The sequence below is a fragment of the Luteibacter sp. HA06 genome, from assembly GCF_054061215.1.
On sequence record NZ_JBSSDZ010000001.1, the window covers coordinates 411,889 to 436,597 of the forward strand.

Genomic DNA, 24,709 nt, shown 5'->3' on the forward strand with positions numbered 1-24,709 from the left:
CGGACGAGGTTGCCGGATCAGCTGAGCCCAGGCCGGGGGCGCCTGTGCCGGAGGCATCGACGAGGGCGGGCGCGAGGGCGGCAACGCACGCCGGAAGCAGGAGAGATAGATATCGCCGTTTCACTGAGCCATGTCCTTGGCAGATGGGGAAGGTATCTTGTCGGGTGGTGCCCGCACGGTGATGTAGTCCGCGACCAGCGTGTCGCGTAGGCCTTCGTGCTCAAGCGAAGCCTCGGATACACTCGACGCAACCTTCGGCGATGGCGCATGGAATGTCCCAGTTCTCCTTGTTGGCGAAGCGACGCTTCGCGCCCTTCTTCTGGACGCAGGCGCTCGGCGCGTTCAACGACAACGCCTTCCGCAACGCGATGGTCATGCTCGTCGCGTTCCAGATGGCCTTGCCCGATGCGGAGGTATCGCTTTACACCAACCTTGCGCCGGCGCTGTTCATCCTGCCGTACTTCCTCTTCTCCGCCACGGCGGGGCAGCTGGCCGAGAAGTTCGAGAAGACTCGTCTGATCCGTTTCGTAAAGCTGTTCGAGATCGCGGCCATGGTCGTGGCTGCCGTGGGCTTCTTTACCCACCACATTTCGTTGTTGCTCATCGTGCTGTTCCTGATGGGCATGCATTCGACGATGTTCGGCCCGATCAAGTACTCGATCCTGCCGCAGGCCCTCGAACGCGGTGAACTGGTCGGCGGTAATGCGCTGGTTGAGACAGGGACGCAGCTGGCCATGCTGGTCGGCATGATCGTCGGCAACTCGCTGATGCTGATCGCCGGCTACGGCACGCTGGCGGCATCGCTCACCACGATCGGCATCGCCGTCATCGGCTACTTCGTGAGCCGGTCCATTCCCGTAGCTCCCGCCACCGCGCCCGACCTGAAATTCAACTGGAATCCGCTGAGCGAAACCTGGCGTGTCCTTAAGCTCACCCACGAAGATCGTGCCATCTGGAACGCGGTACTGGGTATTTCCTGGTTCTGGTTCTTCGGCACCGTGATGATCGCGCAGCTGCCGAACTATACGCGCCACGTGCTGGGCGGCGACGGTTCGGTGAATACGCTGGCGCTCACGCTGTTCTCCATCGGTACCGGTGTCGGTTCGCTGCTGTGCGAACGACTTTCCGGCAAGCGCGTGGAAATCGGCCTTGTACCGATGGGCGCCTTCGGCCTCACCGTGTTCTCGGTGGACCTGTTCTTCGCGCATCCGGTCGTGGCTGCCGGCGCATCGCTAGGCTGGATGGCCTTCCTCGCGGCACCCGGCGCGTGGCGCGTGGCACTGGACCTCACCATGATCGGTGCGTTCGCCGGTTTCTACGTGGTCCCGCTGTTTGCTTTCGTGCAAAGCCGTGCACCGCGCGAGCGCATCTCGCGCATCATTGCCGGCAATAACATCGTCAACGCGTTGCTCATCTGCGCTGCGTCCGCCTTTGGCATCGGGCTGACCCTGCTCGGCCTCAGCGTGCCGACGATCTTCCTGATCACCGGCCTGATCAACATCGCTGTCGCGGTGTACATCTTCACGCTGGTACCTGAGTTCATGATGCGGTTCATCACCTGGGTCCTCGTGCACTCGCTTTACCGCGTGCGCGTGGATGGCCTGAAGAACGTCCCCGACGAAGGTGCCGCGCTGGTCGTGTGCAACCACGTTAGCTTCATGGATCCGCTGATCCTCATGGCCAACGTACGGCGGCCGATGCGCTTCGTCATGTATTACAAGATCTTCAATATTCCGGTGTTGAACTTCGTCTTTCGCACCGCAAAGGCGATTCCGATTGCAGGGCGCAACGAAGACGAGGCAAAGCTCAAGCGCGCTTTCGAGCTGATCGATGAGGCGCTGGCCGCGGGCGAAGTGGTCTGTATCTTCCCCGAAGGTGGCCTCACCAGGGACGGCGGTATTGCGACCTTCCGTCCGGGTGTCGATCAGATCCTTGCGCGCCGTCCCGTGCCCGTCGTGCCGCTGGCGCTGCGAGGTATGTGGGGCAGTATCTTCAGCCGGCGCGACAGCGCCATGCATCGCTCACGCCTGCCGCGCCGCTTCTGGTCGAAAATCGAGCTGGTCGGTGGCTCGCCGCTCCCGGCGAGCGAAGCGAATGCATCGGTGCTGGAAGCCCGGGTCGGCGAGCTTCGTGGCGACAAGGCCTGACCCGAGGCGAGGCCTGGGGAATCAGGCCACCCAGGCCGCGAGTACGATCACCGCAACGACCGCCAGCCAGACAATGAGTACGCGGCGGATGACACGGCGCGCATCCTCGAGCTCGGCCACCGGATCGCTGACGTCCTGGACGTAGCCATCACCGGCTTCGACATCGGCATCCACGCCGGCGCGTGCCACCGCGCCGAGGAAGTCGGGATCCAGGCGTGAACGCGGGCTGCCCGACGTGTGGTGCCACTGCTTCCATGCGCCAATGACGGCGTCGAAGTCCGACACCAGGGCCATGGCGAAGACCATCAGGTGGGCGGGAATCCAGTCCAGCGCATCGGCGACGCGTTGTGCGGCGGTACGCGTGGCGCTGTCCAGGGCGAGCGACGCGTCGCGACCGAGTATCTGCGCCAGTCGATACCCAAGGCCACCGGCAGGACCGAGCAACAGGAACCACAGCAGCACGCCGAACCGGCGACGTAGCGCTCCGTAGAACGCGGCAGTGACCAGCGCCGGCGCAAACCAGGTCAGGGCCTGCTCGTCGTGACGCAAGGCTGCCATGGCTTCGTCACGGCGCAACGTGTCGGGCGCGCGCAAGATGGCGTCGATGTCGGTTTCAATTTCGCGTGGGCCCAGCGCATACACCAGCACGGCGATCGAGAAGACCAGCCAGGCAAGGTCGAAGAAGGGCAGCGAGGCGAAAAGCCCGGCAACGATCGCGGTGGCGACGACCGGCACGAGCAGTATCACGGCCACGCGTCCGGGCCCTGACGTATCGCCCAGGCGATTCACCCAGCCGCGAAACCAGCGTTCGTCACGCCACCGCGCAAGCTGAGGCACGCTCCAGACGATAGCGAGGGCGATGAGAACGGCGAGGAGACGTAGAGCCATGGCGAGCGCGATCCGCTGGTCGATGGCCTGATTGTAGGCGATCAGCCGCGGGGCGGCGCACTCGCGATGAGCTCATCGAGGCTGACCCCGCGCAGGCCGAGCCAGTGCTCGATCAAACGGTACGACACGGAGAGCGGCGGCGGCACGCCGAGTGCGCCGCTGGCCATGCCATCGACGATGTCCGCAACGGTAAACCAGCGGGCGTCTTCGAGTTCGTCGTCGCGCAGGCGTATCTCGCGCGTCTTCGCCGTGGCGGTGAAACCGACCATGAGCGAGGCGGGGAGCGGCCAGGGCTGTGACGAGTGGTAGGTCGCGTGCAGCACTTCGATGCCGGACTCCTCACGCACCTCACGCTTCACAGCATCTTCCAGCGACTCGCCCGGTTCGATGAACCCCGCCAGCGTGGAGTAGCGGCCCGCCGGCCATCCGCGCTGGCGGCCGAGCAGGCAGCGGTCGCCGTCTTCGACGATCACGATGATCGCGGCATCGGTGCGCGGGAAGTGCATGTGTGCACCGTCCGGGTTCGTGCATTGCACGCGGTGTCCGGCAGCGACCACGAGGGTGGGCGCGCCGCACTGGCTGCAGAAGCGCGTCTGCCGCTGCCAGTGCGTGATGCCCTTGGCGAAGGCGAAGAGGCCGGCGTCGAAGGCCGCGAACACCAGGCCTGCGTCACGCAGCGATACGCGACGCGCACCGGTCAGCGCGGTGAAAACCTCCGCCTGCGCTTCATCGACGACGAGGGTGAACCAGGCGACATCGTCGGCAAGGCCGAGAAAGGTGGCGGGGATATCGCCGAAGCGTTCGCCGCGCACCGTCGGCAGCATCCATTCGGGTGTGTCGTCGTTGCCGTGCGCGAAGGCCTGGCCGTTGCTGTCGAGGACAAGGAAGCGGGTGCTGGGGTTGCGCTCCAGCTCCTCGAGCCAGAGCCGATCTTCACGGCGCTCGGCCATGCGATCGATGTCGACGCCTGCGAAGACGTTTTCGCGTGCGCGTACGGCGACGGCCCTGTCGCGCTCCTGGTCGACCGTCACGCCGCGCGACCGCTCATGCGCTGAACGACGAACCACAGCCGCAGGTCGTCTTCGCATTGGGGTTGCGGATGACGAACTGGGAGCCGCTCAACGATTCCGCGTAGTCGATCTCGGCACCGGTGAGGTACTGCAGGGAGAGCGGATCCACAACGAGGGTGACGCCTTCGCGCGAGACAGCCAGATCGTCCTCGGCCTGGTCTTCGTCGAAGGTGAAACCGTACTGGAAACCCGAGCAACCGCCGCCACTGATATAGACGCGCAGCTTCAGGCCTGGATTGCCTTCTTCCTCGATCAGCTGGTGCACCTTGCGGGCGGCAGCCTCGGTGAAGACGAGCGGCGCACCAGCGGACCGGTAGTCCGGGGACGGCGCCATGGGGAAGGGGTTGTTCATGCCACCCATAATGGCGCCGTTCGGCGGCAGGTCAAGCCTCGGCAGGCACCGGGGCCGACTCGATGGCCGCCTGGGCCAGCTGGCGGACCGTGGCAGGCGCGCGGTGAATCATCTTGCCGTTCACCTGGGCGCCGGCCGCCATTTCCAGGACCTGGTACTGGACATCGCCGTCGATGCGGGCCAGCGGGGCCAGTTCGAGGCGCTCGGTGACCTCGATATCGCCGGTTACGCCGCCATTGATCACCGCGTGAGGCACTTCGATGCGACCGATGACGCGGCCGGTCTCACTGATCGTGAGTACGCCGTCGCCGCCGGGGTCCGCGTGAACCGAGCCTTCCACCGCGCCGTCCAGGTGCAGCGTACCGCTGAACTGCACGTCGCCACGGATGGTCACGCCCCGGGCAACCAGGCTGGTGGCGGCCGCGCCGACCGAGGGCGGCTGGTTCTTGCGGTTATTGCTGAACATGGTTGACCTCGTCGTTTCGGATGGCGTCCGCCCAGGGAATCGCACTGGTGACCGGTTCGTCGCCGTCCGTGCTGGCGACCACGCGCAGTCGTGTCGGTTTGAAGCCAGCGGGGAGGGTGAAGCTTCCCTGGACCTGCTGGAAGTATTTGAAGGAGAACGCGATCCCCTGCACCGAGGTGGCCTGGCCAAGGGCGGTACCCTCGAGCGTCGCCACCTTTGTCCCCTGAATGCCCTCGACGGCCAGCGTCAATTTTCCCTTCAGCATGTCGCCCCGTCTGGCGTTCTGGGTGAGGGTGACGACGACGTTCCAGGCATTGGGCGAGCCTTTGACCGGTTCGGTGCGCGCACCCTGGATTTTAAGGCCATCACGCTGGCCGTTTCCGCCAACCAGTCGCGAGTAAAACGCGAGGTCGGTCCTCAGTCCGCTGATTTCCTCGTCGCGCTCGCCCAGGTTGCGCTTCAATTCCTTCGCGGCGATGGCAGCGACCTGGCTCGCGCGCTCGAGATTGGCCACCTGTTGGCGCAGGTCTTCGGTTTCCGCAGCGGAGGTGCCCCCATCATGGCGAGTAGCAATGGCCAGCCGACCGTGTCTGCCGAACGCTGCCCCAAGCGCGCCCGCAACGACCAGGCTGACCACCCAGACGCCGATCAACAGGATCTGCCTGCGGCGCTCCCGTGCGGTGTCGGCAAGGGTGCGCACGACAAAACGTGGCGGATGCCGTACAGCCATGGCGGATTCCGTGGAGAAGGCGTGAAGGCCGGATGGTATAGCCCGCCCTTCCCCCGAGGGTCAACCCTCGCACCACCGAACACTTGGCTCGCCTTCGGCCTCGCTGGCTCGGCTTCGCCATCGCTTTCTACACTGGGGCGTCTCGCGGGGAGACCTTGGTGTCCACCCTCGCTGCTCAGACAGTCCTCCGCGTTTCGTACCGGAAGGCCGCTAATGCGGCTCATGTACTTATTTGGCCTACGGCCGCTCCACTTGTCCGGAACTCGCATCGAGGGTGGACACCAAGCTCTCTCACGACGATACGGTCAGCGGGAAGGAGAGCCAACAGCCGAAGCGGCGTTGCTTCGTCGGCTCGACCCCACGAACCTCAGGGGCCGGGAGAGTCTTCGGTGCCCACCCTCGAGGCGAGTTCCCGCCAAGTGGAGCGGCCGTAGGCCAGATGGATACATGGGCCGCGCAGCGGCCTTTCCGGTACGAAACGCGAAGGGGTGTCTGAGCAGCGAGGGTGGGCATCGAAGGCTCTGCGCCGCCACGTCCGGGCCCGCAGCGACGTGAACCAAAAGAAGCCGCCTTTGCGGCGGCTTCTTTTCGAATCGGGCAGACAGGCCTGGTCAGTGCGACAGACTTCCGACCTTGCTCAGCATGTAACGCTCCGGCCCGATATCGGCGATCAGGCTGAACTGCGTCTCCAGCCAGTCGATGTGCTCTTCTTCCTGGCCGAGGATGAACTTGAACAGGTCGCGGCTGACGAAATCGTGGATGCCTTCGCTGTAGGCGATAGCCTCGCGCAGGTCCTTGGTGGCGATCATCTCGAGGTCGAGGTCGCCCTGGAGGGCTTCGACCACGTTCTCGCCGATGCGCAGCTTGCCCAGATGCTGGAGATTCGGGAGACCGTCGAGGAAGAGAATCCGCTCGATGAGCTTGTCCGCGTGCTTCATCTCCTCGATGGACTCTTCGTACTCGTGCTTGGCGAGTTCGCTGTAGCCCCAATCCTTGAACATCCTGTAATGCAGGAAGTATTGGTTGATCGCGGCGAGCTCGTTGTAGAGCACTTTATTGAGGAACTCGATGACCTTTGCGTCGCCCTTCATGAGGGGTCTCCCTGACTGTTCAGGGTTCGACTATACGTCGCCCGGAAAGGGCGTGACGAAACGAGAATGAAGACGGTTCGCGTCCGCGAATGCGGCGCGGGAACGATCAGGCGGGGGAGGGCAGGAAGGTCAGCACCGACCGGGTGTGCTCGACGGCCTCGCGGAGGCACTGGCGGGCTTCCGGCTCACAGGCGCCACAGCAATCCGAGCAGCCCGTACGGGCCTGCAGCTGGGCAAACGATTCCACGCCCTCGGCCGCGGCGCGACGGATGGCGTGATCGGTGACGGCATTGCACATGCAGATGTACATGGGTGCGCATTCGAATACGAATGCGAACGATTGTCAACTGCACGGATGTGAAGGCCGCTCGGGCCGGACCGGACTACTCGCCGCCCCGAGCCAGTCGCAGCGCCTCGGCCTGCTGGGGACAGGTGCCGACCGTGACCGAGCAGGTGACTTCGACCGTCGGGGCGAACTGGCGCAGGGCCCGCTCGTACACCTGGCGCTTGAAGTTCACCACGTGGTTGGCCGGATACCAGAAATCCACCCACCGCCACGAGTCGAACTCGGGCTTTTCGCAGGCGTCGAGCTTCAGGGCGTCCTCGCTGCCGGTCAGCCGGAGCAGGAACCACACCTGCTTCTGGCCGATGCAGGTGGGCCTCTGGTGGTGGCGGACGAAGCGGCTCGGCAGCCGGTATTTGAGCCAGCCACGCGTCTCGGCGAGCACTTCCACGTGGTGGGCGTGCAGGCCGGTTTCTTCTTCCAGCTCGCGGTACATCGCCTCCAGCGGCGTTTCGTCGCTGCGCATGCCTCCCTGGGGGAATTGCCAGCCGTCACGATTGACCCGGCGCGCCCAGAACAGGCGGCCGTCCCCGTTGAGGAGAACGATCCCCACATTCGGTCGATAGCCATCAGCGTCGATCATCCGCCCTCCGCGAACTTGCCGCGCGCCGGCCGGCGGTGGCCGGATACACGCGATACGCCCGATTCAACCACACCGCGAGAAGCGTGTACAAGGCGCTACTTGAACGGGAGGCCCGTGCCGATTAAACTGGCCGGCCTTCGTGAGCCCGTCTCGCGAATGACCAGGTTCCACGGCTAGGTAGCTCAGCTGGTCAGAGCGCGGCACTCATAATGCTGAGGTCGGCGGTTCGAGCCCGCCTCTAGCCACCAGAAAAAAGAAAGGCCGCGCCCCAGGGTGCGGCCTTTTTCTTGCCGACGTCCGGGCGTCATCCCGCCGCGAGCGGGGCCTCCAGCGAAGCGTCGTCGATCCGCAGCGGTGCTCCGTCCAGAACGGCACGGGCCAGCTCCACCACGTTGTGCACCCGAAGCTTGGCCATGAGGTTCGCCCGATGCAGTTCGACGGTCTTCGGGCTGATGTTGAGCTCGCTGGCGATCACCTTGTTGAGCTTCCCGCTCATGATGCCGTCGAGGACCTGGGATTCCCTGCGTGTCAGGCCGACGTCCGGTCGCAGCGAGGCCAGCGGGTTCGCCGCCGCTTCGTCGACGGTGGGCTCATCGTCAGGGAGCGGCATCAGGAAGACGGCTTCGAATTCGCCGGACCGGGTATCGATGGGCTGTCGCGTCATGCGGAAACGACGAGCAGGGGCCTCGCGATCGCGAAAGACCACCTCGCCGGGATCGCCGAGGGGTTCCAGGTGACTGTCGATCCAGGCTGGTCCGGCGCGCCCCCGACCGATGCCAAACTCGCTGAGAAAAGCGCCGTTGACCATGACCACGCGCCCGCTCTCCCGCTGCCAGACCGCGCAGGGCCAGGGCAGGGCGGCGAGCACGTCCTCGGCGAGTCCGCTCATGGGCGAACTCTCGGGTGAACCACGTCCAAGGCTCATGAAGCCTCCCGGTTAGTGTGGTTTGCGGAGCCCCCCGGCTCCGCGTCTGTAGTTGCAGTAGTAACGGTTATCCCATGAAAGCGGCGAAGATCACGGGCGTCATCAGTAAAAGTGCGAACCCGGTCGTGAAGGCGTATCGACGGAAATCGTTTACGTAACTGTCCGTTACAATGGACGATCACTTCTTCGACCCGGTTCCCATGCGCATCTTCAAGACATTCAACATCGAGGCGGCCCATCGCTTGCCGAATGTGCCCGAGGGGCACAAGTGCGCGCGGCTGCATGGGCATTCGTTCCGCGTCGAGCTCCATGTAGAGGGTCCGACCGACCCCGTGTTTGGCTGGGTCATGGACTTCGGCGACCTCAAGGCGAAGTTCCTGCCGCTTTACGAGCGCCTCGATCACCACTACCTCAACGACATCGAGGGCCTGGACAATCCCACCAGCGAGAACCTCGCGCGCTGGATTTTCGAACGGCTTCGCGTCGATGTCCCCGGCCTGTCGCGGGTGGTGGTGCATGAAACCTGTACCTCGGGCGCAGAGTTTTCGGCCGACATGGCCTGATGGCGGAGCACTGCGAAGGGCAAAAGCTGCCTGCGCAGTAATTCGCGGTTGCCGCGTTGCAGCAGACGGGTCTACACTCCGGCACCTCCCCGTTCCCCAACGGTTGCCCCGATGTCTCACGCAAGCGGTTATGCCGATTTCGCCCGTTTCGTCGAACAGGCTGCCGCCGCACAGGCGCTTGCCTGGCGCGGCATGGAGCGGGTTGCCGATCTGCACCTCCAGGCCCTCGAAGGTCATGCTCGCGCGGCGACTGGCCTGATGGCAGATGCCATGACCGCGACCGACGCGAACGCCATGCGCGTCCTCATGACCCGCGGCGGCGATCTGCAACGCGAAGGCGTGGAGCGCGCGGCCTCGGCCGCCGGCGACATGTTCGATGTGGCCGTGGAGACGGCTACGTCCCTCGGCGCACTGGCAGGTCAGCCCGCCCGGGCCTGACCTACCGCGGCTCCCTCGCCAACGACGCGACGGATGTCGCGCCGGCGGGTGGTTATGGCCTTTCTTCGCTTGTCCCGTTGTTTACGGCACTGGTATACTTTTCCAGATTAAACCGTGGCCCGTTGAACCATCTGGTGCCGCCTTCGAGCGAAACCACGGGAGCCTCGCGTTGCTCAACAGTCTTGCAGCCGGTCGTCATCTCGCCATGCGCGTCGTTTTCGCGCAGCTGGTGGTGGCCGTCATTGCCGGGCTCGCATTTCTCCTGCAAGGGCGTCCGGCCGGTCTGGCTGCCTTCGCAGGTGCCCTGATCGTCGCTATCGCCACCGCGCTGCTCGCTGCGCGGGCGTTCAGTGCGCTGGGAGGTGCGGGGGCAACGTTCGTCCGCTTTCTCGTGGGCATGATCCTTCGCTGGATCGTACTCATCGGTGGACTGGCGCTCATTCTGGTTCAGTGGAAGCTGCCACCCTTGCCCGCTCTTGCGGGACTGGTAGCAGCCTTCGCGGTCAATGTATTTGCATTCAGATTCAAGGGTTGAGGCATGGCGAGCGAACCGCAAGGCGGTCTGACCGAATACATCCAGCACCACCTGGGCCACATGACGGTGAATTTCAGCACCGATCATGGCGCGTTCTGGAACCTGCGCGTCGACTCCCTCGTGGTGTCGTTCGTGCTTGGCGCTATCTTCTGCCTGTGGTTCTGGCTGTACGCCCGTAAGGCAACTTCCGGCGTGCCGTCGAAGGGCCAGGCGCTGGTCGAACTGGCAATCGAATTCGTCGACACCCAGGTGAAGGACACTTTCCACGGCGACCGTCGCACGGTCACGCCGCTGGCGCTGTCCATCTTCATGTGGGTGTTCTTCATGAACGCGATGGACTTGCTTCCGGTGGATCTCGCCGGTTGGCTGGTGCACACGTTCGCCGGTGCCGAAGTGGCGGAAACCACGCATTTCCGTGCGGTGCCCACCGCCGACATCAACACCACCGTTGGCCTGTCGCTCGCCGTGATCCTCATCGTGATCGGCCATGGCATCAAGGCCAAGGGCGGCTTCGGCTATGGCAAGGAGATGCTGACCGCACCGTTCCACGCCGAAAGCCTCTGGGCCAAAGCCATTCTGTTGATTCCCAATCTGCTTCTTAACGTCGTCGAGACCTTGTCGAAACCGGTGTCGCTCGCGATGCGACTGTTCGGCAACATGTACGGTGGCGAATTGGTGTTCATGCTGATCGCCGGCCTGATGGTGAGCTGGATCGGCTTCGTGCCTGGCGTCGTGTTCAACACGGCGTGGGCGATCTTCCACATCCTGATCATCGCCCTCCAGGCGTTCATCTTCATGATGCTGACGATCGTCTACATCGCCACGGCGCGGGAACACCACTAACTCACCGCACCGACGTTAGAACCCAGTCCTTTCAAGTTTTCGTTTCACACCACCCTTTCGACTTCAAGAAATCCCAGGAGAACACCATGGAACTCGCATCGCTCTTCGCCCACGTCCAGGGCATGACCGCCATCGCCATCGGCGTGATCATCGGCCTCGGTGCGCTCGGCGCCTGCCTCGGTATCGCCATCATGGGCTCGAAGTTCCTCGAGTCGGCCGCCCGTCAGCCTGAGCTGGTTCCGCTGCTCCAGGGTCGTATGTTCCTGCTCGCCGGCCTCATCGACGCGGCGTTCATCATCGGCCTGGCGATCGCCCTGCTGCTCGCTTTCTCGAATCCGCTGATCAACGTGCTGCGCACCGCCTCGGGCGGCTAAGCAAGCGTTTGTCTTTGTCGCCGTGGCGTAACCCGCCACGGCGACCGTCAGTACCCCAGCGTTCGGAGTCTTTGGAGAGATCATGGAAATTAACATGACCTTCCTGGGCCAGATGATCTCTTTTGCGATCCTGGTCTGGTTCACCACCAAGTTCATCTGGCCCCAGCTCAACGGTGCCATCGAAGAACGCCAGAAGAAGGTGGCCGAAGGGCTCGCCGCGGCCGAGCGTGCTCGTGCCGAGCTGAAGGATGCCGACGCCAAGGTCGCTGTCGAGATCAAGCAGGCTCGCCTGCAGGCGACCGAGATCATCGACAAGGCCCAGCAGCAGGCAAATCAGCTTCTCGAGAAGGCTCGCGCCGAAGCCACCGGTGAGATCAACCGTCTGAAGGCCCAGGCCCAGGACGAGATCGCCTCGATGGCACAGCGTGCCCGTGAGCAGCTTCGCGAACAGGTCGGCGCCCTCGCCGTGCGTGGCGCGGAGAAGATCGTGCAGCGTGAAATCGATCCGGCGGCCCACAAGGCGCTGCTCGATCAACTCGCCGCCGAGATCTGATCATGGCCCAGGCGCTCACCCTCGCTCGTCCCTACGCACGCGCCGCTTTCGAAGTAGCGCATGCGTCGGGTTCGCTCGCCGGCTGGTCCCATGCGCTGAACTTCGCGGCCGTGGTCGCGGCGCACCCGCGTGTTGCCGAGCTATACAACGATCCGCGCGTGCTGCCGGCCCAGCTGGTTGCCCTGCACCTGCCTGAAGGCATGGCCGCCGATGCGCCGTTCGCCAACTTCCTCGCGGAACTGGCAGAGAACGGCCGCATGGTGCTCCTGCCGGAAATCGCGAGCCTCTACGACGATTACAAGCGTGAGTCGGAGCAGACCCTGAAGGTCAAGGTGACGAGCGCGCTGGATCTCGATACGGCGCAGGCAGACCTGCTGCGGACCTCGCTGAAGCGCCGCTTCAAGCGCGAGATCGAACTGGATACGCACGTCGATGCGTCATTGCTCGGGGGTGTCGTCATCGACACCGGTGAGCAGGTCATCGACGGTTCCGCGCGCGGCCGCCTGCAGCGGCTCGCCAGCGCGCTGACGCACTGATACGAGATTAAAAGGAACCGACCATGTCCAGCACCACACTGAATCCGTCCGAGATCAGCGAGCTGATCAAGACCCGCATCGAGCAGTTCAAGCTCGGCGCCGAGGCACGCAACGAAGGCACGATCATCAGCGTGTCCGACGGCATCGTGCGCATCCACGGCCTGGCCGATGTGATGCAGGGCGAAATGATCGAACTGCCGAACAACACGTTCGCCCTCGCGCTGAACCTCGAGCGCGATTCGGTCGGCGCCGTGGTGCTCGGTGAATACCAGCACCTGCGCGAAGGCGATGCCGCCAAGACCACCGGCCGCATCCTCGAAGTGCCGGTCGGTCCGGGCCTGCTCGGCCGCGTCGTCGACGCGCTGGGTAACCCGATCGACGGCAAGGGTCCGATCGACGCCGTGGGCACCAGCCCGGTCGAGAAGGTCGCGCCGGGCGTCATCTGGCGCCAGTCGGTCGACCAGCCGATGCAGACGGGCTACAAGTCCATCGACTCGATGATCCCGATCGGCCGCGGCCAGCGCGAGCTGATCATCGGCGACCGCCAGACGGGCAAGACCGCCGTCGCGATCGACGCCATCATCAACCAGAAGCACTCGGGCATTAAGTGCATCTACGTGGCCATCGGCCAGAAGCGCAGCTCGATCGCCAACGTCGTGCGCAAGCTCGAAGAGAACGGCGCGCTGGCCAACACCATCGTGGTCGTCGCTTCCGCTTCCGAAGCCGCCGCCCTGCAGTACGTCGCGCCGTATTCCGGCTGCGCCATGGGCGAGTACTTCCGTGACATCGGCGAAGACGCGCTCATCGTATACGACGACCTCTCCAAGCAGGCCGTCGCTTACCGCCAGATCTCGCTGCTGCTCAAGCGTCCGCCGGGCCGCGAAGCCTATCCCGGCGACGTCTTCTATCTCCACTCGCGTCTGCTCGAGCGCGCTTCGCGCGTCAGCGCCGAATACGTCGAGAAGATGACCGACGGCAAGGTGACGGGCAAGACCGGCTCGCTGACCGCGCTGCCGATCATCGAGACCCAGGCGGGCGACGTTTCGGCGTTCGTCCCGACCAACGTCATTTCGATCACCGACGGCCAGATCTTCCTCGAGACCGATCTGTTCAACGCCGGTATCCGTCCGCCCGTGAACGCCGGTATCTCGGTGTCGCGCGTCGGTGGTGCCGCCCAGACCAAGATCATCAAGAAGCTCTCCGGTGGCGTGAAGCTCGCCCTCGCGCAGTACCGCGAACTGGCTGCCTTCGCGCAGTTCGCCTCGGACCTCGATGCCGCCACGCGCGCGCAGCTGGACCGCGGCCAGCGCGTGACCGAGCTGATGAAGCAGCCGCAGTACTCGCCGCTGTCGATCGCCGAACTCGGTGTTTCCGTGTTCGCCGCCGAGAAGGGCTACCTCGACGACCTGCCGATCAACAAGGTGCTGCCGTTCGAGAAGGGCCTGCATGCCTTCTTCCGCCAGAACCACGCCGAGCTGATGACCAAGATCGACGAGACCGGTGACTGGGACAAGGACATCGAGGCGACCTTCAAGTCGGCCACGGACGAGTTCAAGAAGACCGGTAGCTGGTAAGAGCGAGACACGCGGGGCGGGCGACATCGCCCGCTCCGTGGAACACCTGGCGTCACCCTTTACAGACGAGTAAGCCATGGCAAGCGGCCGCGAAATCAAAACCAAGATCAAGAGCACGCAGAACATGCGCAAGGTGACGCGTGCGCTCGAAATGGTCTCGGCGTCGAAGATCCGCAAGGCGCAGGACCTGATGAAGGCCTCGCGTCCCTATGCGCGCCTGATGCGCAAGGTGATCGCGCACGTCGCCCAGGCCAGCACGGACTTCGTGCACCCGTTCCTCACCGAGCGCGAGAACGTCGCGCGCGTCGGCTTCATCGTGGTGTCGACGGACCGCGGCCTCGCCGGCGGCCTCAACTCCAACCTGTTCCGTCGCACGCTTACCTCCATTCGCGAATGGCAGGGCAAGGGCGCCGAGATCGACGTGGTCGCCGTCGGCCAGAAGGCCGTCAGCTTCTTCCGTCGCATCAAGGGCGTGAACCTGATCGGCACGGCGACGCACCTGGGTGAGAAGCCGAAGCTCGAAGACCTCATCGGTGTGATCAAGGTCGTCCTCGACGCCTATTCCGATAACAAGCTCGACCGCGTGTTCCTGGTCTACAACGACTTCGTGAACACCATCGTGCAGAAGCCGACGATCGAAGCCCTCCTGCCGGTGTCGCTGGTAGCGAAGGAACTCGAAAACGCCGAAGGAAAGGCATCCGAAGGCGTGAAGGTCGAGCAGACCCACGACTGGGATTACATCTACGAACCCGATGCGCGCACGGTGCTCGAGCACCTGATGACGCGCTATATCGAGTCGGTGGTGTACCAGGCGGCGCTCGAGAACCTCGCCAGCGAACACGCTGCGCGCATGGTCGCCATGAAGGCCGCCTCGGACAACGCGAACAAGGTCATCGGCGAACTGACACTGGTCTACAACAAGGCACGTCAGGCCGCGATTACCCAGGAAATCTCGGAAATCGTCGGCGGCGCCGCCGCGGTCTGACCGAACCCCCAAAGCGATGGCGACGCAGCATGCGGCGCCGAAACAGAACCTTACGAAGATTCATCCGGAGCATTCCATGAGCCAGGGCAAAGTTGTTCAGATCATCGGCGCGGTCGTCGACGTCGAATTCGCGCGCGACCAGGTGCCGGAGATTTACGACGCACTGAAGGTCGACGGCACCGAGATCACCCTCGAAGTGCAGCAGCAGCTCGGTGACGGTATCGTGCGCACCATCGCGCTCGGTTCCACCGACGGCCTGCGCCGCAACCTGATCGCCCGCAACACCGGCGAAGGCATCAAGGTGCCGGTCGGCAAGGCCACGCTTGGTCGCATCATGGACGTGCTCGGTCGCCCGATCGACGAAGCCGGCCCGATCGGTGAGACCGAACAGTGGGTCATCCACCGCGAAGCCCCGGCCTACGACGAGCAGGCAGCCGGCAACGAACTGCTGGAAACCGGCATCAAGGTCATCGACCTCATGTGCCCGTTTGCCAAGGGCGGCAAGGTCGGCCTGTTCGGCGGCGCCGGCGTCGGCAAGACGGTCAACATGATGGAGCTCATCAACAACATCGCCAAGGCGCACGCGGGTCTGTCCGTGTTTGCCGGCGTGGGTGAGCGTACTCGTGAAGGTAACGACTTCTATCACGAGATGAAGGACTCCAATGTCCTCGACAAGGTCGCGATGGTCTACGGCCAGATGAACGAGCCGCCGGGCAACCGCCTGCGCGTCGCGCTGACCGGCCTGACCATGGCCGAGTACTTCCGCGACGAGAAGGACGAGACCGGCAAGGGTAAGGACGTCCTGCTGTTCGTCGACAACATCTACCGCTACACGCTGGCCGGTACCGAAGTGTCCGCGCTGCTCGGCCGTATGCCGTCGGCCGTGGGTTACCAGCCGACGCTGGCCGAGGAAATGGGCGTCCTGCAGGAGCGCATCACCTCGACCAAGACCGGCTCGATCACCTCGATCCAGGCCGTCTACGTGCCCGCGGATGACCTTACCGATCCGTCGCCTGCCACCACCTTCGCGCATCTCGATGCCACGGTGACGCTGAGCCGCGATATCGCTTCGCTGGGTATCTACCCGGCCGTCGATCCGCTGGCCTCCAGCAGCCGCCAGCTCGACGCAGCGGTCATTGGCCAGGAGCACTACGACATCGCCCGTCGCGTGCAGGGCACCCTGCAGCGCTACAAGGAGCTGAAGGACATCATCGCCATCCTCGGCATGGACGAGCTGTCGCCGGAAGACAAGGCTTCGGTGTCGCGCGCCCGCAAGATCGAGCGCTTCTTCTCGCAGCCGTTCCACGTGGCCGAAGTCTTTACCGGTTCGCCGGGTAAGTACGTCGCGCTGAAGGACACGATCCGCGGTTTCAAGATGATCCTCGACGGCGAGCTCGACTACCTGCCGGAGCAGGCCTTCTACATGGTCGGCGGCATCGACGAAGCCATCAAGAAGGGCGAGGAAATGGGCGCGAAGAAGGCGGCGTAAGCGCCTTCTTTCCCCACTCCTTACCTAGGAAGACAAGCCCATGACCCACACCATTCGCGTCGACATCGTCAGCGCCGAAGCCGAGATCTACTCCGGCGAAGCCACGCTCGTGGTCGCCACCGGTGAGCTCGGCGAGCTGGGTATCGCGCCGCGTCACGCGCCGCTGATCACCCGCCTGAAGCCGGGCCACGTGGACGTGGTTGCTGCCGGCGGTGAGCGCCAGCAGTTCTACGTCTCCGGCGGCATCCTCGAGGTGCAGCCGCAGGTCGTGACGATCCTCGCCGATACAGCCGTCCGCGCGGCCGACCTCGACGAGGCCGCCGCGCTGAAAGCCAAGGACGAAGCGGAAGCCGCCCTGGCCAACCGCGGCGAGACGCTGGACGTCGCCGAGGCCCAGGCCAAGCTGGCCGAGGCCCTGGCCCAGCTGCAAGCCCTCGAGCGCATGCGCAAGACCCTCAAGCACTGACCCCAGTTCCCGCGGGGACACCCCTGTGGGAGCCGCTTCAGCGGCGATGCTCTTCAAAGAAACGCCGGCGCCTCAAGACGCCGGCGTTTTTTTTGTGGGAGCCGCTTCAGCGGCGATATCCAGGTCGCCGCACCCCATCGCCGGCATAGCCGGCTCCCACAAAGGCGGGACCCCGCCCGGCGCCTTCATGCGCTTGTGACCCGTGAGGCCTCACACTGGCCCGGTCGTCCCCCGGTACCCTCCCCATGCACACCCGTTATCGCCGCAGCCTGTGGATCATCGGCGTCATCGCCGTCGTTCTTATCGTCGCGCGCATCGCCCTGCCGTACATGGTGCTCAACTACCTAAACGGCCGCCTCGCGAAGATGGGTAACTACTCGGGCCACATCGTCGATATCGACATCCATCTCTGGCGCGGCGCTTATTCCATCGACCGGCTGACCATCACCAAGGTGGATGGAAAGTTACCTGTGCCGTTGTTCGACACGGCGCGCGCGGAGATCTCGCTGAGCTGGCTAGCCCTCACCCGCGGGCATCTCCGCGGCAAGATCGATTTCTATGAGCCCGTGGTGAACTTCGTCGATGGCAAGGGCGAGGGTGACACGCAGACAGGTAAGGGTGTGGACTGGCGCACGCCGCTGAAAGCGCTTGTGCCGACACGCCTGGAAGAAGTGAACGTCTTCAACGGCACCGTTACCTTCCATAACTTCGTGTCGAGCCCCAAGGTCGACCTGAAGATGACCGACGTCAACGGCACCGCTACCAACCTGACGAACGTGCAGCGCGAAGGCGGCGAGCGCGTGGCGCACATGCACGCCACGGCGAAAGTCCTGGGCGACGCGCCCCTGGAAACCAGCGCGGAATTCGATCCACTCGAGCGCCTGGGCGATTTCCATTACGAGCTGAGCATTCGCAACATCAAGCTGGTAAAGGCGAACGATCTCGCGCGCGCGTATTCGGGGCTCGACTTCGCGGGCGGCGAAGGCGAGTTCGTGATGGAACTGCAGGCCAAGGACCAGAAGCTCAATGGGTATGCCAAGCCGCTGTTCCATGGCTTGCAGATATTCAGCTGGAAGCAGGACGTGGAGCAGGATCACAAGGGACCGATCAAGCTCGCTTACGAGGCGTTGGCCGAAGGCGTCACCAAGGTCTTCAAGAACCAGTCGAAAGACCAGTTCGCCACGCGCGTGACGATATCCGGCAACATCGGGGACAAGAGTGTGTCGACCGCGGATGCGATCACCGGCATCCTGCGCAATGCCTTTGTCGAGGCGTACAAGCCCAACCTCGAACACCTGACCCATCGGCCCGACGACAAGTAGCCGACTTGGCAGGGGCGTCGAAACGCGCGAAAGTGCGGCCCTCTCCTTTTACGCCAGGCACGAGCCTATGACCGCGACGCCTCTCCACGTCCTGATTCTCGCCGCGGGTGAAGGCAAGCGGATGAAGTCCGCGTCCGCCAAGGTGCTGATGCCGCTCGCCGGCCGGCCGCTGCTGTCCCATGTCATCGAGGCCGCGCGTTCACTCGACCCCGTGGGCGTGCACGTCGTCTACGGTCACAACGGTGAACAGGTTCGCGCGGCCTACGCCGCGGACACGTCACTGGGTTGGATCGAGCAGCGCGAGCGACTCGGCACGGGCCACGCGGTGCGCACCGCGCTCGAGGCGCTGCAGGCCGACGGCAAGCTCGAGGGGCGCGTACTGATCCTGTACGGCGACGTGCCCCTGATTCGCGGTGACACGCTGGCTGCGCTCGCACGCGCCAGCGACGGCCTGGCCATGCTCGCCACGCGTCTGGTCGATCCCAAAGGCTACGGCCGCGTGGTGCTCGACGCCTCGGGCAAGGTGCGACACATCGTGGAAGAAAAGGATGCCAGCGCTGCGCAGCGCGCCGTCGACCTGGTCAATACGGGGATCGTCGCCGGTGACACCACGCGCCTGCTCGCGTGGACACAGCAACTGGGCAACAGCAATGCACAGGGCGAGTACTACCTCACCGACGTCTTCGAAATGGCGGCGGCCGAGGGAGCACCGGCCGCATGCGTGGATTGCGACCCGGTGGAAGCATCGGGCGCGAACGATCCGTGGCAGCTGGCCGGGCTCGAAGCCCTGTACCGCGAACGTATGGCGCGCGAACTCGCGCTTGCCGGCGTGCGTCTCGCTGATCCGGCGCGCCTCGATGTACGTGGCAAGGTCACCACGGGGCGGGATGTCGAGATCGACGTCAACGTGATCCTCGAAGGCGACGTCTCGCTCGGTGATGGCGTACGCATCGGTCCCTTCACGCGCGTTCGCAACGCAACGCTTGCCGCCGGTACCATCGTGCTCGCGCACTGCGATCTCGATGGCGTGGTAACGCATGGTCCGTGCACCATCGGGCCGTTCGCGCGACTGCGTCCAGGCACCGACCTCGCTGCCGGCGTGCATATCGGTAACTTCGTCGAGACGAAGAACGCGGTGATCGCCGAAGGCTCGAAGGCGAACCACCTGAGCTACCTGGGCGACACGGTGATCGGCAGCAGGGTCAACATCGGCGCGGGTACGATCACCTGCAACTACGACGGGGTGAACAAGAGCCGCACCACCATCGGTGATGGCGTGTTCGTCGGCTCGAACAGTGCACTCGTCGCCCCGGTGACCCTGCACAGTGGCGCGACCATCGGCGCCGGCTCGGTCATCACCAAGGACGCACCGCCCGACGCACTCACGATTTCCCGCGCGCGGCAGACCGTGATCGAAGGCTGGCTGCGCCCGACGAAGAAAGCCTAGGCGCGATAACGCCAGCCGTCGATCTCGACGAGCAACTCGGCACGGCAGATATCGCCGTGCACAAGCAGCAGCGGTGCCTCCGGAAGATGCCGGTTGGCGAACGCGCGGACCACGGCTTCGTCCTGCGGGTGCCGCACGTAGGCTTTCAAGGGCGCGCGCCGGTCGAATCCGGCGGGGAGACCCCCTGTTTCGAGAAGTACATCGAGGTTCCGCAACGTTTCACCGAGTTGCGCGGCGATGTCGCCAGCGTGCGCGGACGCATGGCCGACGACCGCCGCCGTGCCCGAGATCGCCAGCACGTCGTCTGCTGGCAGAAGGGTCGCTCTCGCGAAGCTGGGCGGCGTGCGGCCGTACTGGCGGGGGTAACGCCAGGCGCTGACCTGGCGCGGGTTCTCCACCCGTGTTCCCGGCCTGTCCGTGGCGAGCAGGTACACCTGCAGAAGGCCCGGGTCGGCGTGATGCCCGATGGCGGTCGCTGCCGGAAAGCCCTGCGCGAAGACATCGCCCATGCCGCTGATGCGGCCGGTGCAGAAGTGCTTGTAGCGCTCGTCGTCGCCGGTTCCGTCGTTGATCGCGCCCAGGTAGTTCCAGATGCGCTGCACGTGGCGCTCGTCGCTGGCGGTTACGAAGCGCGTCAGCAGGTCGTAGGCGTGCCTGGCTGCGCCCTCGGTACCGCCACGGTCGTCTTCGTGGCACTCGACGGCGGCGAAGAGCCAACCGCCGCCGCGTGACCAGCGCAGGTCGCCGTCGCAACCTGACGTCACGTCGCCATCGACTTCCCAGATCTCGTCCAGACCCGCGCCGAGCGGCTCCAGCGCGACACGGAGCCATCGCGGATCGTCGCGCTCGATGGCGGCGCGGCCGAAACCGAAGGCGGCGAGGGTATGGGGCGAAAGCGCGCCGCCAGCCGCCTGGTAACCCACGGAGGGCGCGGAAGGGGCGGTAAGCGTCGAACGCTCGCGCAGTTCACTGCCTGGGGGCATCGCAGATCCGAAAGAATGTGACAAAGCCATCATATCGTTCCGTTGTCAGCGCGGCGTGTGGGTCGGCCGGTTTCACGACGCTGAACAAGGTGGCCTCCGGTTCCACGGGCGCTGAGGAGGCCCTGTGGTAAACTCCGCGGCCGCTGCCATCCGGGGGGAGGCAGGTAAATCCAGGACCTGGAACGACCACATGGCAACGCAAACCGAAGCACAGAAAGAACTGGCAGAACTGATCGTCACGAGCCTCAACCTCGAGGCGGTGAAGCCGGCCGACATCGATCCCGAGGCACCGCTGTTCGGCAGCGACCTGGGCCTGGACTCGATCGACGCCCTCGAAATCGCTCTGGCCGTGTCCAAGCGCTACGGCTTCCAGCTGAAGTCCGACAACCCGGACAATCGCACCATCTTCACGAACCTTCGTTCGCTCTCCGAGCACATCGAGCAGCATCGCGCCGCCGCCTGACCGTCGTTCAGGTCGCACTCGCCCACGGCATGTTCTGCTGCGCGCAGATCACGGGGGCGACGACCGCCGCGCCGCCGTTCCCGTATAAGGCCCGGAGCCAGCCGTTGACCGAGACCGACGACATCGCGCCCTACGTACGCCCACTGCGCTTCGATGCCGCACACCCGAGCTTTGCCGGTCATTTTCCAGGACGGCCGATCGTTGCGGGCGTGCTGCTGATCGAGCAGGCCGCCGAGGCGCTGCTTGAATGGCGCGGTGCCGGCGTGCGACAGGTCATCGACGCGAAATTTCTTGCGCCCCTGTTCCCGGGAGAGCAGGCCGAACTGGAAATGCTCGCCCTGGCCGACGCCCGCTATCGTTTTACGGTTCGTCGCGGGGCCGACACCCTCCTGCGTGGCACCCTGGAAGCGACGTCATGAGCCACTGGAAGCAGCGCGAAGGCGGTGGCATGTTCGCGATCTGGGTGATCCGGACGATCGCCCTGCGGCTCGGACGCGACGTGGCACGCGTGCTGCTGTATCCGATCGCCTTCTATTTCTTCCTGCGCCGCGCCGACGAGCGCGACGCATCGCGCCGCTACCTGGCGAGGGTGCTGAACCGCCCCGTCACGTCCCGCGACGTCTTCCACCTCATCCACATGTTCGCCGCGACGTTGCTCGATCGGCTGTTCTTCCTTGCTCGCGGCGAGCGCGACTTCGTTGTCGATGTCGAAGGCCTGGCCATCCTCGACCGCTATCTCGATGCGCGTCAGGGCGTCCTCCTGATCGGCTCGCACCAGGGCAGCTTCGAAGCGCTTCGCGCCCTCAGCGGGCGGCGCCCGGACGTGCCGCTGCGCGTGGTGCTCGACAAGCAGAAGACGCCCGCCCTCACCGCTGTGCTCGAAGCACTGGCTCCGGACGTCGGCGCCGCCGTCATCGACGCTGCGCTCGGTGGCACGTCGGTTGCCCTGGCCATGGCCGAAGGCGCGCAGCAAGGTGCCATGGTCGCCTTGCTGGCGGACCGCGGTCACCAGAACGAGGCGACGCGCATGGTGCCCTTCCTGGGCACGCCCGCCCCGTTTCCTGCCGGGCCGTGGTTGCTGGCCTCGGCGCTGAAGATCCCCGTCGTGCTTTGCATGGGCATCTACCTGGGCGGCAACCGCTACAGGCTGATCTTCGAGGCGTTCTCTGACGGCATCGACATTCCTCGTGGAAACCGCCTTCCCGCACTCGACGCCGTGATCGGCCGTTACGCCGCGCGGATCGAACACTATGCCCGCGTCTATCCCTTCAACTGGTTCAATTTCTATGACTTCTGGCAGGAAACCGGCCCAGCTGACGAGCCCGCAGGTGCAACTGCCGCTCACGTGTCCGGCCACTCCGACGTTTGACCCGACGACCGCGCATGCTCGCCAGGACTGACTTCATCGATCTCATTCCGCACGCCGGCGACATGTGCCTGCTGGATGGTGTTCTCACCTGGGACGACACGTCGATTCACGCGACGAGTGTCAGCCATGTGCTCGATACCCACCCACTCCGCGGTGAGCATGGGCTGCACGCCGTGCATCTGGCTGAGTACGGCGCACAGGCCATGGCGGTGCACGGTGCATTGCGCGCACGCGGGCAGGGCGCCCTGGAGCCCCGTCCGGGCATGTTGGTGAGTCTGCGTGGCGTGCACCTGGCGGTGAACCGCGTGGACACCCTGAGCAACACGCTTCACGTGCACGCGCAGTGCCTGATCGCCGACGAGAGCGGCGCGCAGTATACGTTTCGTATCGAACATGCCGGTGTCGAGATTGCCTCGGGGCGCGCTGCCGTCATACATCCGAAGGTCTGACGGCCGAGGTCATCGCCGGCCCGGGGGCTACCTGAGAGGGGACTGATGAGGAGCCTGACTGCTCCCCCGGGCCGACCAGAGAAGTCTGGACCGGGGGCGTCTCAAAAGCCGCGACTCAGGCGACCTTCGAAAATAGTGGTGTGCGCTCGCCTTCCACGGAGACCAGGTCACCAGCATCCGCGAGCAGCGACGGATGATCGTCCGCGGCACGCTCGACAATGGAAGCTGCCAGCAGGCCCATCATGTGCACGTTGTCTCGCAGGCGAGCCGCCAGGGCTTCGTCGTCCATGAGGTCGTGCAGCGTGCCATTCATGTCGGCGAACCAACGGAGTTCGCGCTGGTCGAGCATCACCTTGGGATTGCGTCCTTCCGACACGGCATGCCATGACTGGAAGAAGGCCTGCATTTTCGTGTTCAGATCGGTGGCTGCGAGCAGCTCATCGCTCATTTGTGCGATGAACGCACTATCGCCCAGCCGCTTCTGGAAGACGATCTGGCAGAGCACACCCCAGTAGTACGCGTAATCCCAGATCACCTTGATCGGCAACACTTCGGCGTCGCCGAAAAGGTTGTACTGGCCGCGATACATCTTCAGCGTTCCCTCGTAGAACGAGAAGAAGAGTCGTTCGTACAGCCGGGCATGCGGGGCCACGTTCTCGCCACGCCGGTCGTGGCCGATCAGCATCGTGATGTAGGTGTTGGCGATAGCGATGAAGTCGCTGCCGGGTGAGTAAAAGGGGTCCAGGAATGCACCGGCTTCACCGGTGAGTGCCCAGCGATCCGACGAGAACATCCGCGAGCAGCTGTACGAGAAGTTCCGGAAGAAGGCGAAATCCAGAAGCTTGTCGCGATGCTTCACCACCTGACGTGCGACCAGTGGCTGGTATTTCTCCAGCCACTCCACGGCGAGGTCGAAGGTCTTCATGCCTTCGATCGGATGCATGGCGGCATCGCAGACGATACCCACCGAGTGCGCGCCTGACGAAAGCGGAATCAACCACACCCAGTAACCCGGGCCACACAGGTGATTGGTCGAGCGCCAGCGTTCCGGCGGCCGGCAGCGTTCCTTCCATTCGGCGTCGTCGCACCAGCCGTCGATCTCCAGTCGTTCGTCGATACGGAACCACACGGCGTTGGCGTGATGTCCGTTGTCCCGCGTGAAATCGAACTTGCGCCGGATCATGCCCGCGCGGCCGGAGGCATCGAGCAGCCACCGTGCGTGCAACACGGTGTCGCCTGCGTCGGGACTACTGGCGCGGACGGTATGCGGCGCGTCGCCCGCACCGATATCGAAGCCGCGCACGGTCACGCCATCGCGAAAGTCGATGCCGCGGCGCCGGGCCTCGTCACCGAGAAAGTTTTCCAGGATGCCGCGATCGATCTGGTAACTCGGCGTCGGCAGGACAGCACTGACCCCGAGTTCGGTCACGTCGGCCAGATCTTCCTTGCCTTCGGAGAAGAAGAAGCGGAAGCCGAACTTGCGGATATGCGAACTCTCGAGGTGGTCGCGCAGGCCGAGTGTCTCGGCGAAATAGTGCGCCGCGATCTCCACGGTCGACTCGCCCACCTTGTGTGCGGCTTCGGGCAGCGGGCGAGCCTGCCGTTCGAGGACCACGATGTCCATGTCCGGGTACTCGCCCTTGAGTTGCATGGCGAGCGAGAGGCCGGCAAGGCCTCCTCCCAGAATGACGGCGTCGTGCGGTTTACGATCCATGTTCCACCTCG

At 64.6% G+C, this 24,709-nt stretch carries 29 protein-coding genes and 1 tRNA gene; 19 read left to right on the top strand and 11 right to left on the bottom strand.

Going from position 1 to position 24,709, the window contains the following annotated elements:
• Nucleotides 1-272 precede the first annotated feature (272 nt).
• Nucleotides 273-2,147 carry an MFS transporter gene (locus ACVWWJ_RS01735; RefSeq protein WP_456966553.1) on the top strand — a complete coding sequence of 625 codons (1,875 nt, stop codon included), beginning with the start codon at nucleotides 273-275 and terminating at the stop codon, nucleotides 2,145-2,147.
• 21 nt (nucleotides 2,148-2,168) lie between these two features.
• On the opposite strand, the gene ACVWWJ_RS01740 is transcribed toward ACVWWJ_RS01735, so the two are convergent.
• The 8 genes from ACVWWJ_RS01740 to ACVWWJ_RS01775 form a co-directional block, all read right to left on the bottom strand.
• Nucleotides 2,169-3,035, bottom strand: a complete 867-nt coding sequence (locus ACVWWJ_RS01740; protein WP_159889639.1) for a CobD/CbiB family protein — start codon at nucleotides 3,033-3,035, stop codon at nucleotides 2,169-2,171.
• Between the two features lie 41 nt (nucleotides 3,036-3,076).
• Nucleotides 3,077-4,066, bottom strand: coding sequence for an NAD(+) diphosphatase (gene nudC / locus ACVWWJ_RS01745; RefSeq protein ID WP_456966554.1), 990 nt, complete (start codon nucleotides 4,064-4,066; stop codon nucleotides 3,077-3,079).
• Nucleotides 4,067-4,079: 13 nt separating this feature from the next.
• Complete coding sequence (erpA, locus tag ACVWWJ_RS01750) at nucleotides 4,080-4,457, bottom strand: iron-sulfur cluster insertion protein ErpA (protein WP_456966555.1); 378 nt, start codon at nucleotides 4,455-4,457, stop codon at nucleotides 4,080-4,082.
• Nucleotides 4,458-4,488: 31 nt separating this feature from the next.
• Nucleotides 4,489-4,923 (bottom strand): bactofilin family protein, encoded by a 435-nt coding sequence (locus tag ACVWWJ_RS01755; RefSeq protein WP_456966556.1) that lies wholly within the window; start codon nucleotides 4,921-4,923, stop codon nucleotides 4,489-4,491.
• The gene (locus tag ACVWWJ_RS01760; RefSeq protein ID WP_159889631.1) at nucleotides 4,910-5,653 is read right to left on the bottom strand and encodes a DUF6776 family protein; all 744 of its coding nucleotides are present in this window, start codon (nucleotides 5,651-5,653) and stop codon (nucleotides 4,910-4,912) included. The genes ACVWWJ_RS01755 and ACVWWJ_RS01760 overlap by 14 nt, the downstream gene beginning before the upstream one ends.
• 611 nt (nucleotides 5,654-6,264) lie before the next feature.
• Nucleotides 6,265-6,744, bottom strand: coding sequence for a bacterioferritin (gene bfr, locus ACVWWJ_RS01765; protein WP_159889629.1), 480 nt, complete (start codon nucleotides 6,742-6,744; stop codon nucleotides 6,265-6,267).
• Nucleotides 6,745-6,850: 106 nt separating this feature from the next.
• Nucleotides 6,851-7,054 carry a (2Fe-2S)-binding protein gene (locus ACVWWJ_RS01770; RefSeq protein WP_159889627.1) on the bottom strand — a complete coding sequence of 68 codons (204 nt, stop codon included), beginning with the start codon at nucleotides 7,052-7,054 and terminating at the stop codon, nucleotides 6,851-6,853.
• Nucleotides 7,055-7,127: 73 nt separating this feature from the next.
• On the bottom strand, nucleotides 7,128-7,670 hold the full coding sequence (locus ACVWWJ_RS01775; protein WP_456966557.1) for an RNA pyrophosphohydrolase: 543 nt from the start codon (nucleotides 7,668-7,670) through the stop codon (nucleotides 7,128-7,130).
• 171 nt (nucleotides 7,671-7,841) lie between these two features.
• Here ACVWWJ_RS01775 and ACVWWJ_RS01780 point away from each other — a divergent pair.
• Nucleotides 7,842-7,918, top strand: a tRNA-Met gene (locus tag ACVWWJ_RS01780).
• Between the two features lie 56 nt (nucleotides 7,919-7,974).
• On the opposite strand, the gene ACVWWJ_RS01785 is transcribed toward ACVWWJ_RS01780, so the two are convergent.
• Nucleotides 7,975-8,595, bottom strand: a complete 621-nt coding sequence (locus ACVWWJ_RS01785) for a response regulator transcription factor (RefSeq protein ID WP_456966558.1) — start codon at nucleotides 8,593-8,595, stop codon at nucleotides 7,975-7,977.
• Nucleotides 8,596-8,795: 200 nt separating this feature from the next.
• On the opposite strand from ACVWWJ_RS01785, the gene queD reads away from it, so the two are divergent.
• The 13 genes from queD (at nucleotide 8,796) to glmU (ending at nucleotide 19,720) form a co-directional block, all read left to right on the top strand.
• Entirely contained in the window at nucleotides 8,796-9,158 is a 363-nt protein-coding gene (gene queD / locus ACVWWJ_RS01790; protein WP_159889785.1) for a 6-carboxytetrahydropterin synthase QueD, read from the top strand.
• Nucleotides 9,159-9,269: 111 nt separating this feature from the next.
• Entirely contained in the window at nucleotides 9,270-9,596 is a 327-nt protein-coding gene (locus tag ACVWWJ_RS01795; RefSeq protein WP_456966559.1) for a phasin family protein, read from the top strand.
• A 169-nt stretch (nucleotides 9,597-9,765) separates the two neighbouring features.
• Nucleotides 9,766-10,131, top strand: a complete 366-nt coding sequence (locus tag ACVWWJ_RS01800) for an ATP synthase subunit I (protein WP_200851493.1) — start codon at nucleotides 9,766-9,768, stop codon at nucleotides 10,129-10,131.
• Between the two features lie 3 nt (nucleotides 10,132-10,134).
• Entirely contained in the window at nucleotides 10,135-10,974 is an 840-nt protein-coding gene (atpB, locus tag ACVWWJ_RS01805) for a F0F1 ATP synthase subunit A (protein WP_159889619.1), read from the top strand.
• 86 nt (nucleotides 10,975-11,060) lie between these two features.
• A complete protein-coding gene (atpE, locus tag ACVWWJ_RS01810; protein ID WP_063571178.1) occupies nucleotides 11,061-11,348 on the top strand; it encodes a F0F1 ATP synthase subunit C in 288 nt (95 codons plus the stop codon).
• Between the two features lie 82 nt (nucleotides 11,349-11,430).
• Nucleotides 11,431-11,901: a F0F1 ATP synthase subunit B gene (locus ACVWWJ_RS01815; protein WP_046966952.1), complete on the top strand. Its 471-nt coding sequence runs from the start codon at nucleotides 11,431-11,433 to the stop codon at nucleotides 11,899-11,901.
• A gap of 2 nt (nucleotides 11,902-11,903) precedes the next feature.
• Nucleotides 11,904-12,437: a F0F1 ATP synthase subunit delta gene (locus tag ACVWWJ_RS01820; protein ID WP_159889617.1), complete on the top strand. Its 534-nt coding sequence runs from the start codon at nucleotides 11,904-11,906 to the stop codon at nucleotides 12,435-12,437.
• Nucleotides 12,438-12,460: 23 nt separating this feature from the next.
• Nucleotides 12,461-14,011 carry a F0F1 ATP synthase subunit alpha gene (gene atpA, locus ACVWWJ_RS01825; RefSeq protein ID WP_159889615.1) on the top strand — a complete coding sequence of 517 codons (1,551 nt, stop codon included), beginning with the start codon at nucleotides 12,461-12,463 and terminating at the stop codon, nucleotides 14,009-14,011.
• Between the two features lie 76 nt (nucleotides 14,012-14,087).
• Nucleotides 14,088-14,996, top strand: coding sequence for a F0F1 ATP synthase subunit gamma (atpG, locus tag ACVWWJ_RS01830; RefSeq protein WP_159889613.1), 909 nt, complete (start codon nucleotides 14,088-14,090; stop codon nucleotides 14,994-14,996).
• 76 nt (nucleotides 14,997-15,072) lie between these two features.
• A complete protein-coding gene (gene atpD / locus ACVWWJ_RS01835) occupies nucleotides 15,073-16,485 on the top strand; it encodes a F0F1 ATP synthase subunit beta (protein WP_063571185.1) in 1,413 nt (470 codons plus the stop codon).
• Nucleotides 16,486-16,525: 40 nt separating this feature from the next.
• Nucleotides 16,526-16,951, top strand: coding sequence for a F0F1 ATP synthase subunit epsilon (locus ACVWWJ_RS01840; protein ID WP_159889611.1), 426 nt, complete (start codon nucleotides 16,526-16,528; stop codon nucleotides 16,949-16,951).
• Nucleotides 16,952-17,196: 245 nt separating this feature from the next.
• Complete coding sequence (locus ACVWWJ_RS01845; protein WP_159889609.1) at nucleotides 17,197-18,273, top strand: DUF748 domain-containing protein; 1,077 nt, start codon at nucleotides 17,197-17,199, stop codon at nucleotides 18,271-18,273.
• A gap of 67 nt (nucleotides 18,274-18,340) precedes the next feature.
• On the top strand, nucleotides 18,341-19,720 hold the full coding sequence (gene glmU, locus ACVWWJ_RS01850) for a bifunctional UDP-N-acetylglucosamine diphosphorylase/glucosamine-1-phosphate N-acetyltransferase GlmU (protein WP_456966560.1): 1,380 nt from the start codon (nucleotides 18,341-18,343) through the stop codon (nucleotides 19,718-19,720).
• On the opposite strand, the gene ACVWWJ_RS01855 is transcribed toward glmU, so the two are convergent.
• Entirely contained in the window at nucleotides 19,717-20,703 is a 987-nt protein-coding gene (locus ACVWWJ_RS01855) for a chorismate transformation enzyme, FkbO/Hyg5 family (RefSeq protein WP_456966561.1), read from the bottom strand. The genes glmU and ACVWWJ_RS01855 overlap by 4 nt on opposite strands.
• Before the next feature lie 148 nt (nucleotides 20,704-20,851).
• On the opposite strand from ACVWWJ_RS01855, the gene ACVWWJ_RS01860 reads away from it, so the two are divergent.
• The 4 genes from ACVWWJ_RS01860 to ACVWWJ_RS01875 all read left to right on the top strand — a co-directional run bounded on the left by ACVWWJ_RS01860 (nucleotide 20,852) and on the right by ACVWWJ_RS01875 (nucleotide 22,984).
• Nucleotides 20,852-21,166 (top strand): phosphopantetheine-binding protein, encoded by a 315-nt coding sequence (locus tag ACVWWJ_RS01860; protein WP_456969645.1) that lies wholly within the window; start codon nucleotides 20,852-20,854, stop codon nucleotides 21,164-21,166.
• A gap of 104 nt (nucleotides 21,167-21,270) precedes the next feature.
• Entirely contained in the window at nucleotides 21,271-21,585 is a 315-nt protein-coding gene (locus tag ACVWWJ_RS01865; protein ID WP_200851491.1) for a hotdog family protein, read from the top strand.
• Entirely contained in the window at nucleotides 21,582-22,535 is a 954-nt protein-coding gene (locus tag ACVWWJ_RS01870) for an LpxL/LpxP family acyltransferase (protein WP_456966562.1), read from the top strand. Before ACVWWJ_RS01865 ends, ACVWWJ_RS01870 begins: the two co-directional genes overlap by 4 nt.
• 14 nt (nucleotides 22,536-22,549) lie before the next feature.
• Nucleotides 22,550-22,984 carry an ApeP family dehydratase gene (locus ACVWWJ_RS01875; RefSeq protein WP_456966563.1) on the top strand — a complete coding sequence of 145 codons (435 nt, stop codon included), beginning with the start codon at nucleotides 22,550-22,552 and terminating at the stop codon, nucleotides 22,982-22,984.
• A 115-nt stretch (nucleotides 22,985-23,099) separates the two neighbouring features.
• On the opposite strand, the gene ACVWWJ_RS01880 is transcribed toward ACVWWJ_RS01875, so the two are convergent.
• Nucleotides 23,100-24,698 (bottom strand): NAD(P)/FAD-dependent oxidoreductase, encoded by a 1,599-nt coding sequence (locus ACVWWJ_RS01880; protein ID WP_456966564.1) that lies wholly within the window; start codon nucleotides 24,696-24,698, stop codon nucleotides 23,100-23,102.
• Between the last annotated feature and the right edge of the window lie 11 nt (nucleotides 24,699-24,709).

Coding starts and splice junctions, on each gene's coding strand:
- ACVWWJ_RS01735 (WP_456966553.1), top strand. CDS start 273: ATGTCCCAGTTCTCCTTGTTGGCGAAGCGACGCTTCGCGCCCTTCTTC.
- ACVWWJ_RS01740 (WP_159889639.1), bottom strand. CDS start 3,035: ATGGCTCTACGTCTCCTCGCCGTTCTCATCGCCCTCGCTATCGTCTGG.
- erpA (WP_456966555.1), bottom strand. CDS start 4,457: ATGAACAACCCCTTCCCCATGGCGCCGTCCCCGGACTACCGGTCCGCT.
- ACVWWJ_RS01755 (WP_456966556.1), bottom strand. CDS start 4,923: ATGTTCAGCAATAACCGCAAGAACCAGCCGCCCTCGGTCGGCGCGGCC.
- ACVWWJ_RS01760 (WP_159889631.1), bottom strand. CDS start 5,653: ATGGCTGTACGGCATCCGCCACGTTTTGTCGTGCGCACCCTTGCCGAC.
- bfr (WP_159889629.1), bottom strand. CDS start 6,744: ATGAAGGGCGACGCAAAGGTCATCGAGTTCCTCAATAAAGTGCTCTAC.
- ACVWWJ_RS01770 (WP_159889627.1), bottom strand. CDS start 7,054: ATGTACATCTGCATGTGCAATGCCGTCACCGATCACGCCATCCGTCGC.
- ACVWWJ_RS01775 (WP_456966557.1), bottom strand. CDS start 7,670: ATGATCGACGCTGATGGCTATCGACCGAATGTGGGGATCGTTCTCCTC.
- ACVWWJ_RS01785 (WP_456966558.1), bottom strand. CDS start 8,595: ATGAGCCTTGGACGTGGTTCACCCGAGAGTTCGCCCATGAGCGGACTC.
- queD (WP_159889785.1), top strand. CDS start 8,796: ATGCGCATCTTCAAGACATTCAACATCGAGGCGGCCCATCGCTTGCCG.
- ACVWWJ_RS01795 (WP_456966559.1), top strand. CDS start 9,270: ATGTCTCACGCAAGCGGTTATGCCGATTTCGCCCGTTTCGTCGAACAG.
- atpB (WP_159889619.1), top strand. CDS start 10,135: ATGGCGAGCGAACCGCAAGGCGGTCTGACCGAATACATCCAGCACCAC.
- atpE (WP_063571178.1), top strand. CDS start 11,061: ATGGAACTCGCATCGCTCTTCGCCCACGTCCAGGGCATGACCGCCATC.
- ACVWWJ_RS01815 (WP_046966952.1), top strand. CDS start 11,431: ATGGAAATTAACATGACCTTCCTGGGCCAGATGATCTCTTTTGCGATC.
- ACVWWJ_RS01820 (WP_159889617.1), top strand. CDS start 11,904: ATGGCCCAGGCGCTCACCCTCGCTCGTCCCTACGCACGCGCCGCTTTC.
- atpA (WP_159889615.1), top strand. CDS start 12,461: ATGTCCAGCACCACACTGAATCCGTCCGAGATCAGCGAGCTGATCAAG.
- atpG (WP_159889613.1), top strand. CDS start 14,088: ATGGCAAGCGGCCGCGAAATCAAAACCAAGATCAAGAGCACGCAGAAC.
- atpD (WP_063571185.1), top strand. CDS start 15,073: ATGAGCCAGGGCAAAGTTGTTCAGATCATCGGCGCGGTCGTCGACGTC.
- ACVWWJ_RS01840 (WP_159889611.1), top strand. CDS start 16,526: ATGACCCACACCATTCGCGTCGACATCGTCAGCGCCGAAGCCGAGATC.
- ACVWWJ_RS01845 (WP_159889609.1), top strand. CDS start 17,197: ATGCACACCCGTTATCGCCGCAGCCTGTGGATCATCGGCGTCATCGCC.
- glmU (WP_456966560.1), top strand. CDS start 18,341: ATGACCGCGACGCCTCTCCACGTCCTGATTCTCGCCGCGGGTGAAGGC.
- ACVWWJ_RS01855 (WP_456966561.1), bottom strand. CDS start 20,703: ATGCCCCCAGGCAGTGAACTGCGCGAGCGTTCGACGCTTACCGCCCCT.
- ACVWWJ_RS01870 (WP_456966562.1), top strand. CDS start 21,582: ATGAGCCACTGGAAGCAGCGCGAAGGCGGTGGCATGTTCGCGATCTGG.
- ACVWWJ_RS01875 (WP_456966563.1), top strand. CDS start 22,550: ATGCTCGCCAGGACTGACTTCATCGATCTCATTCCGCACGCCGGCGAC.
- ACVWWJ_RS01880 (WP_456966564.1), bottom strand. CDS start 24,698: ATGGATCGTAAACCGCACGACGCCGTCATTCTGGGAGGAGGCCTTGCC.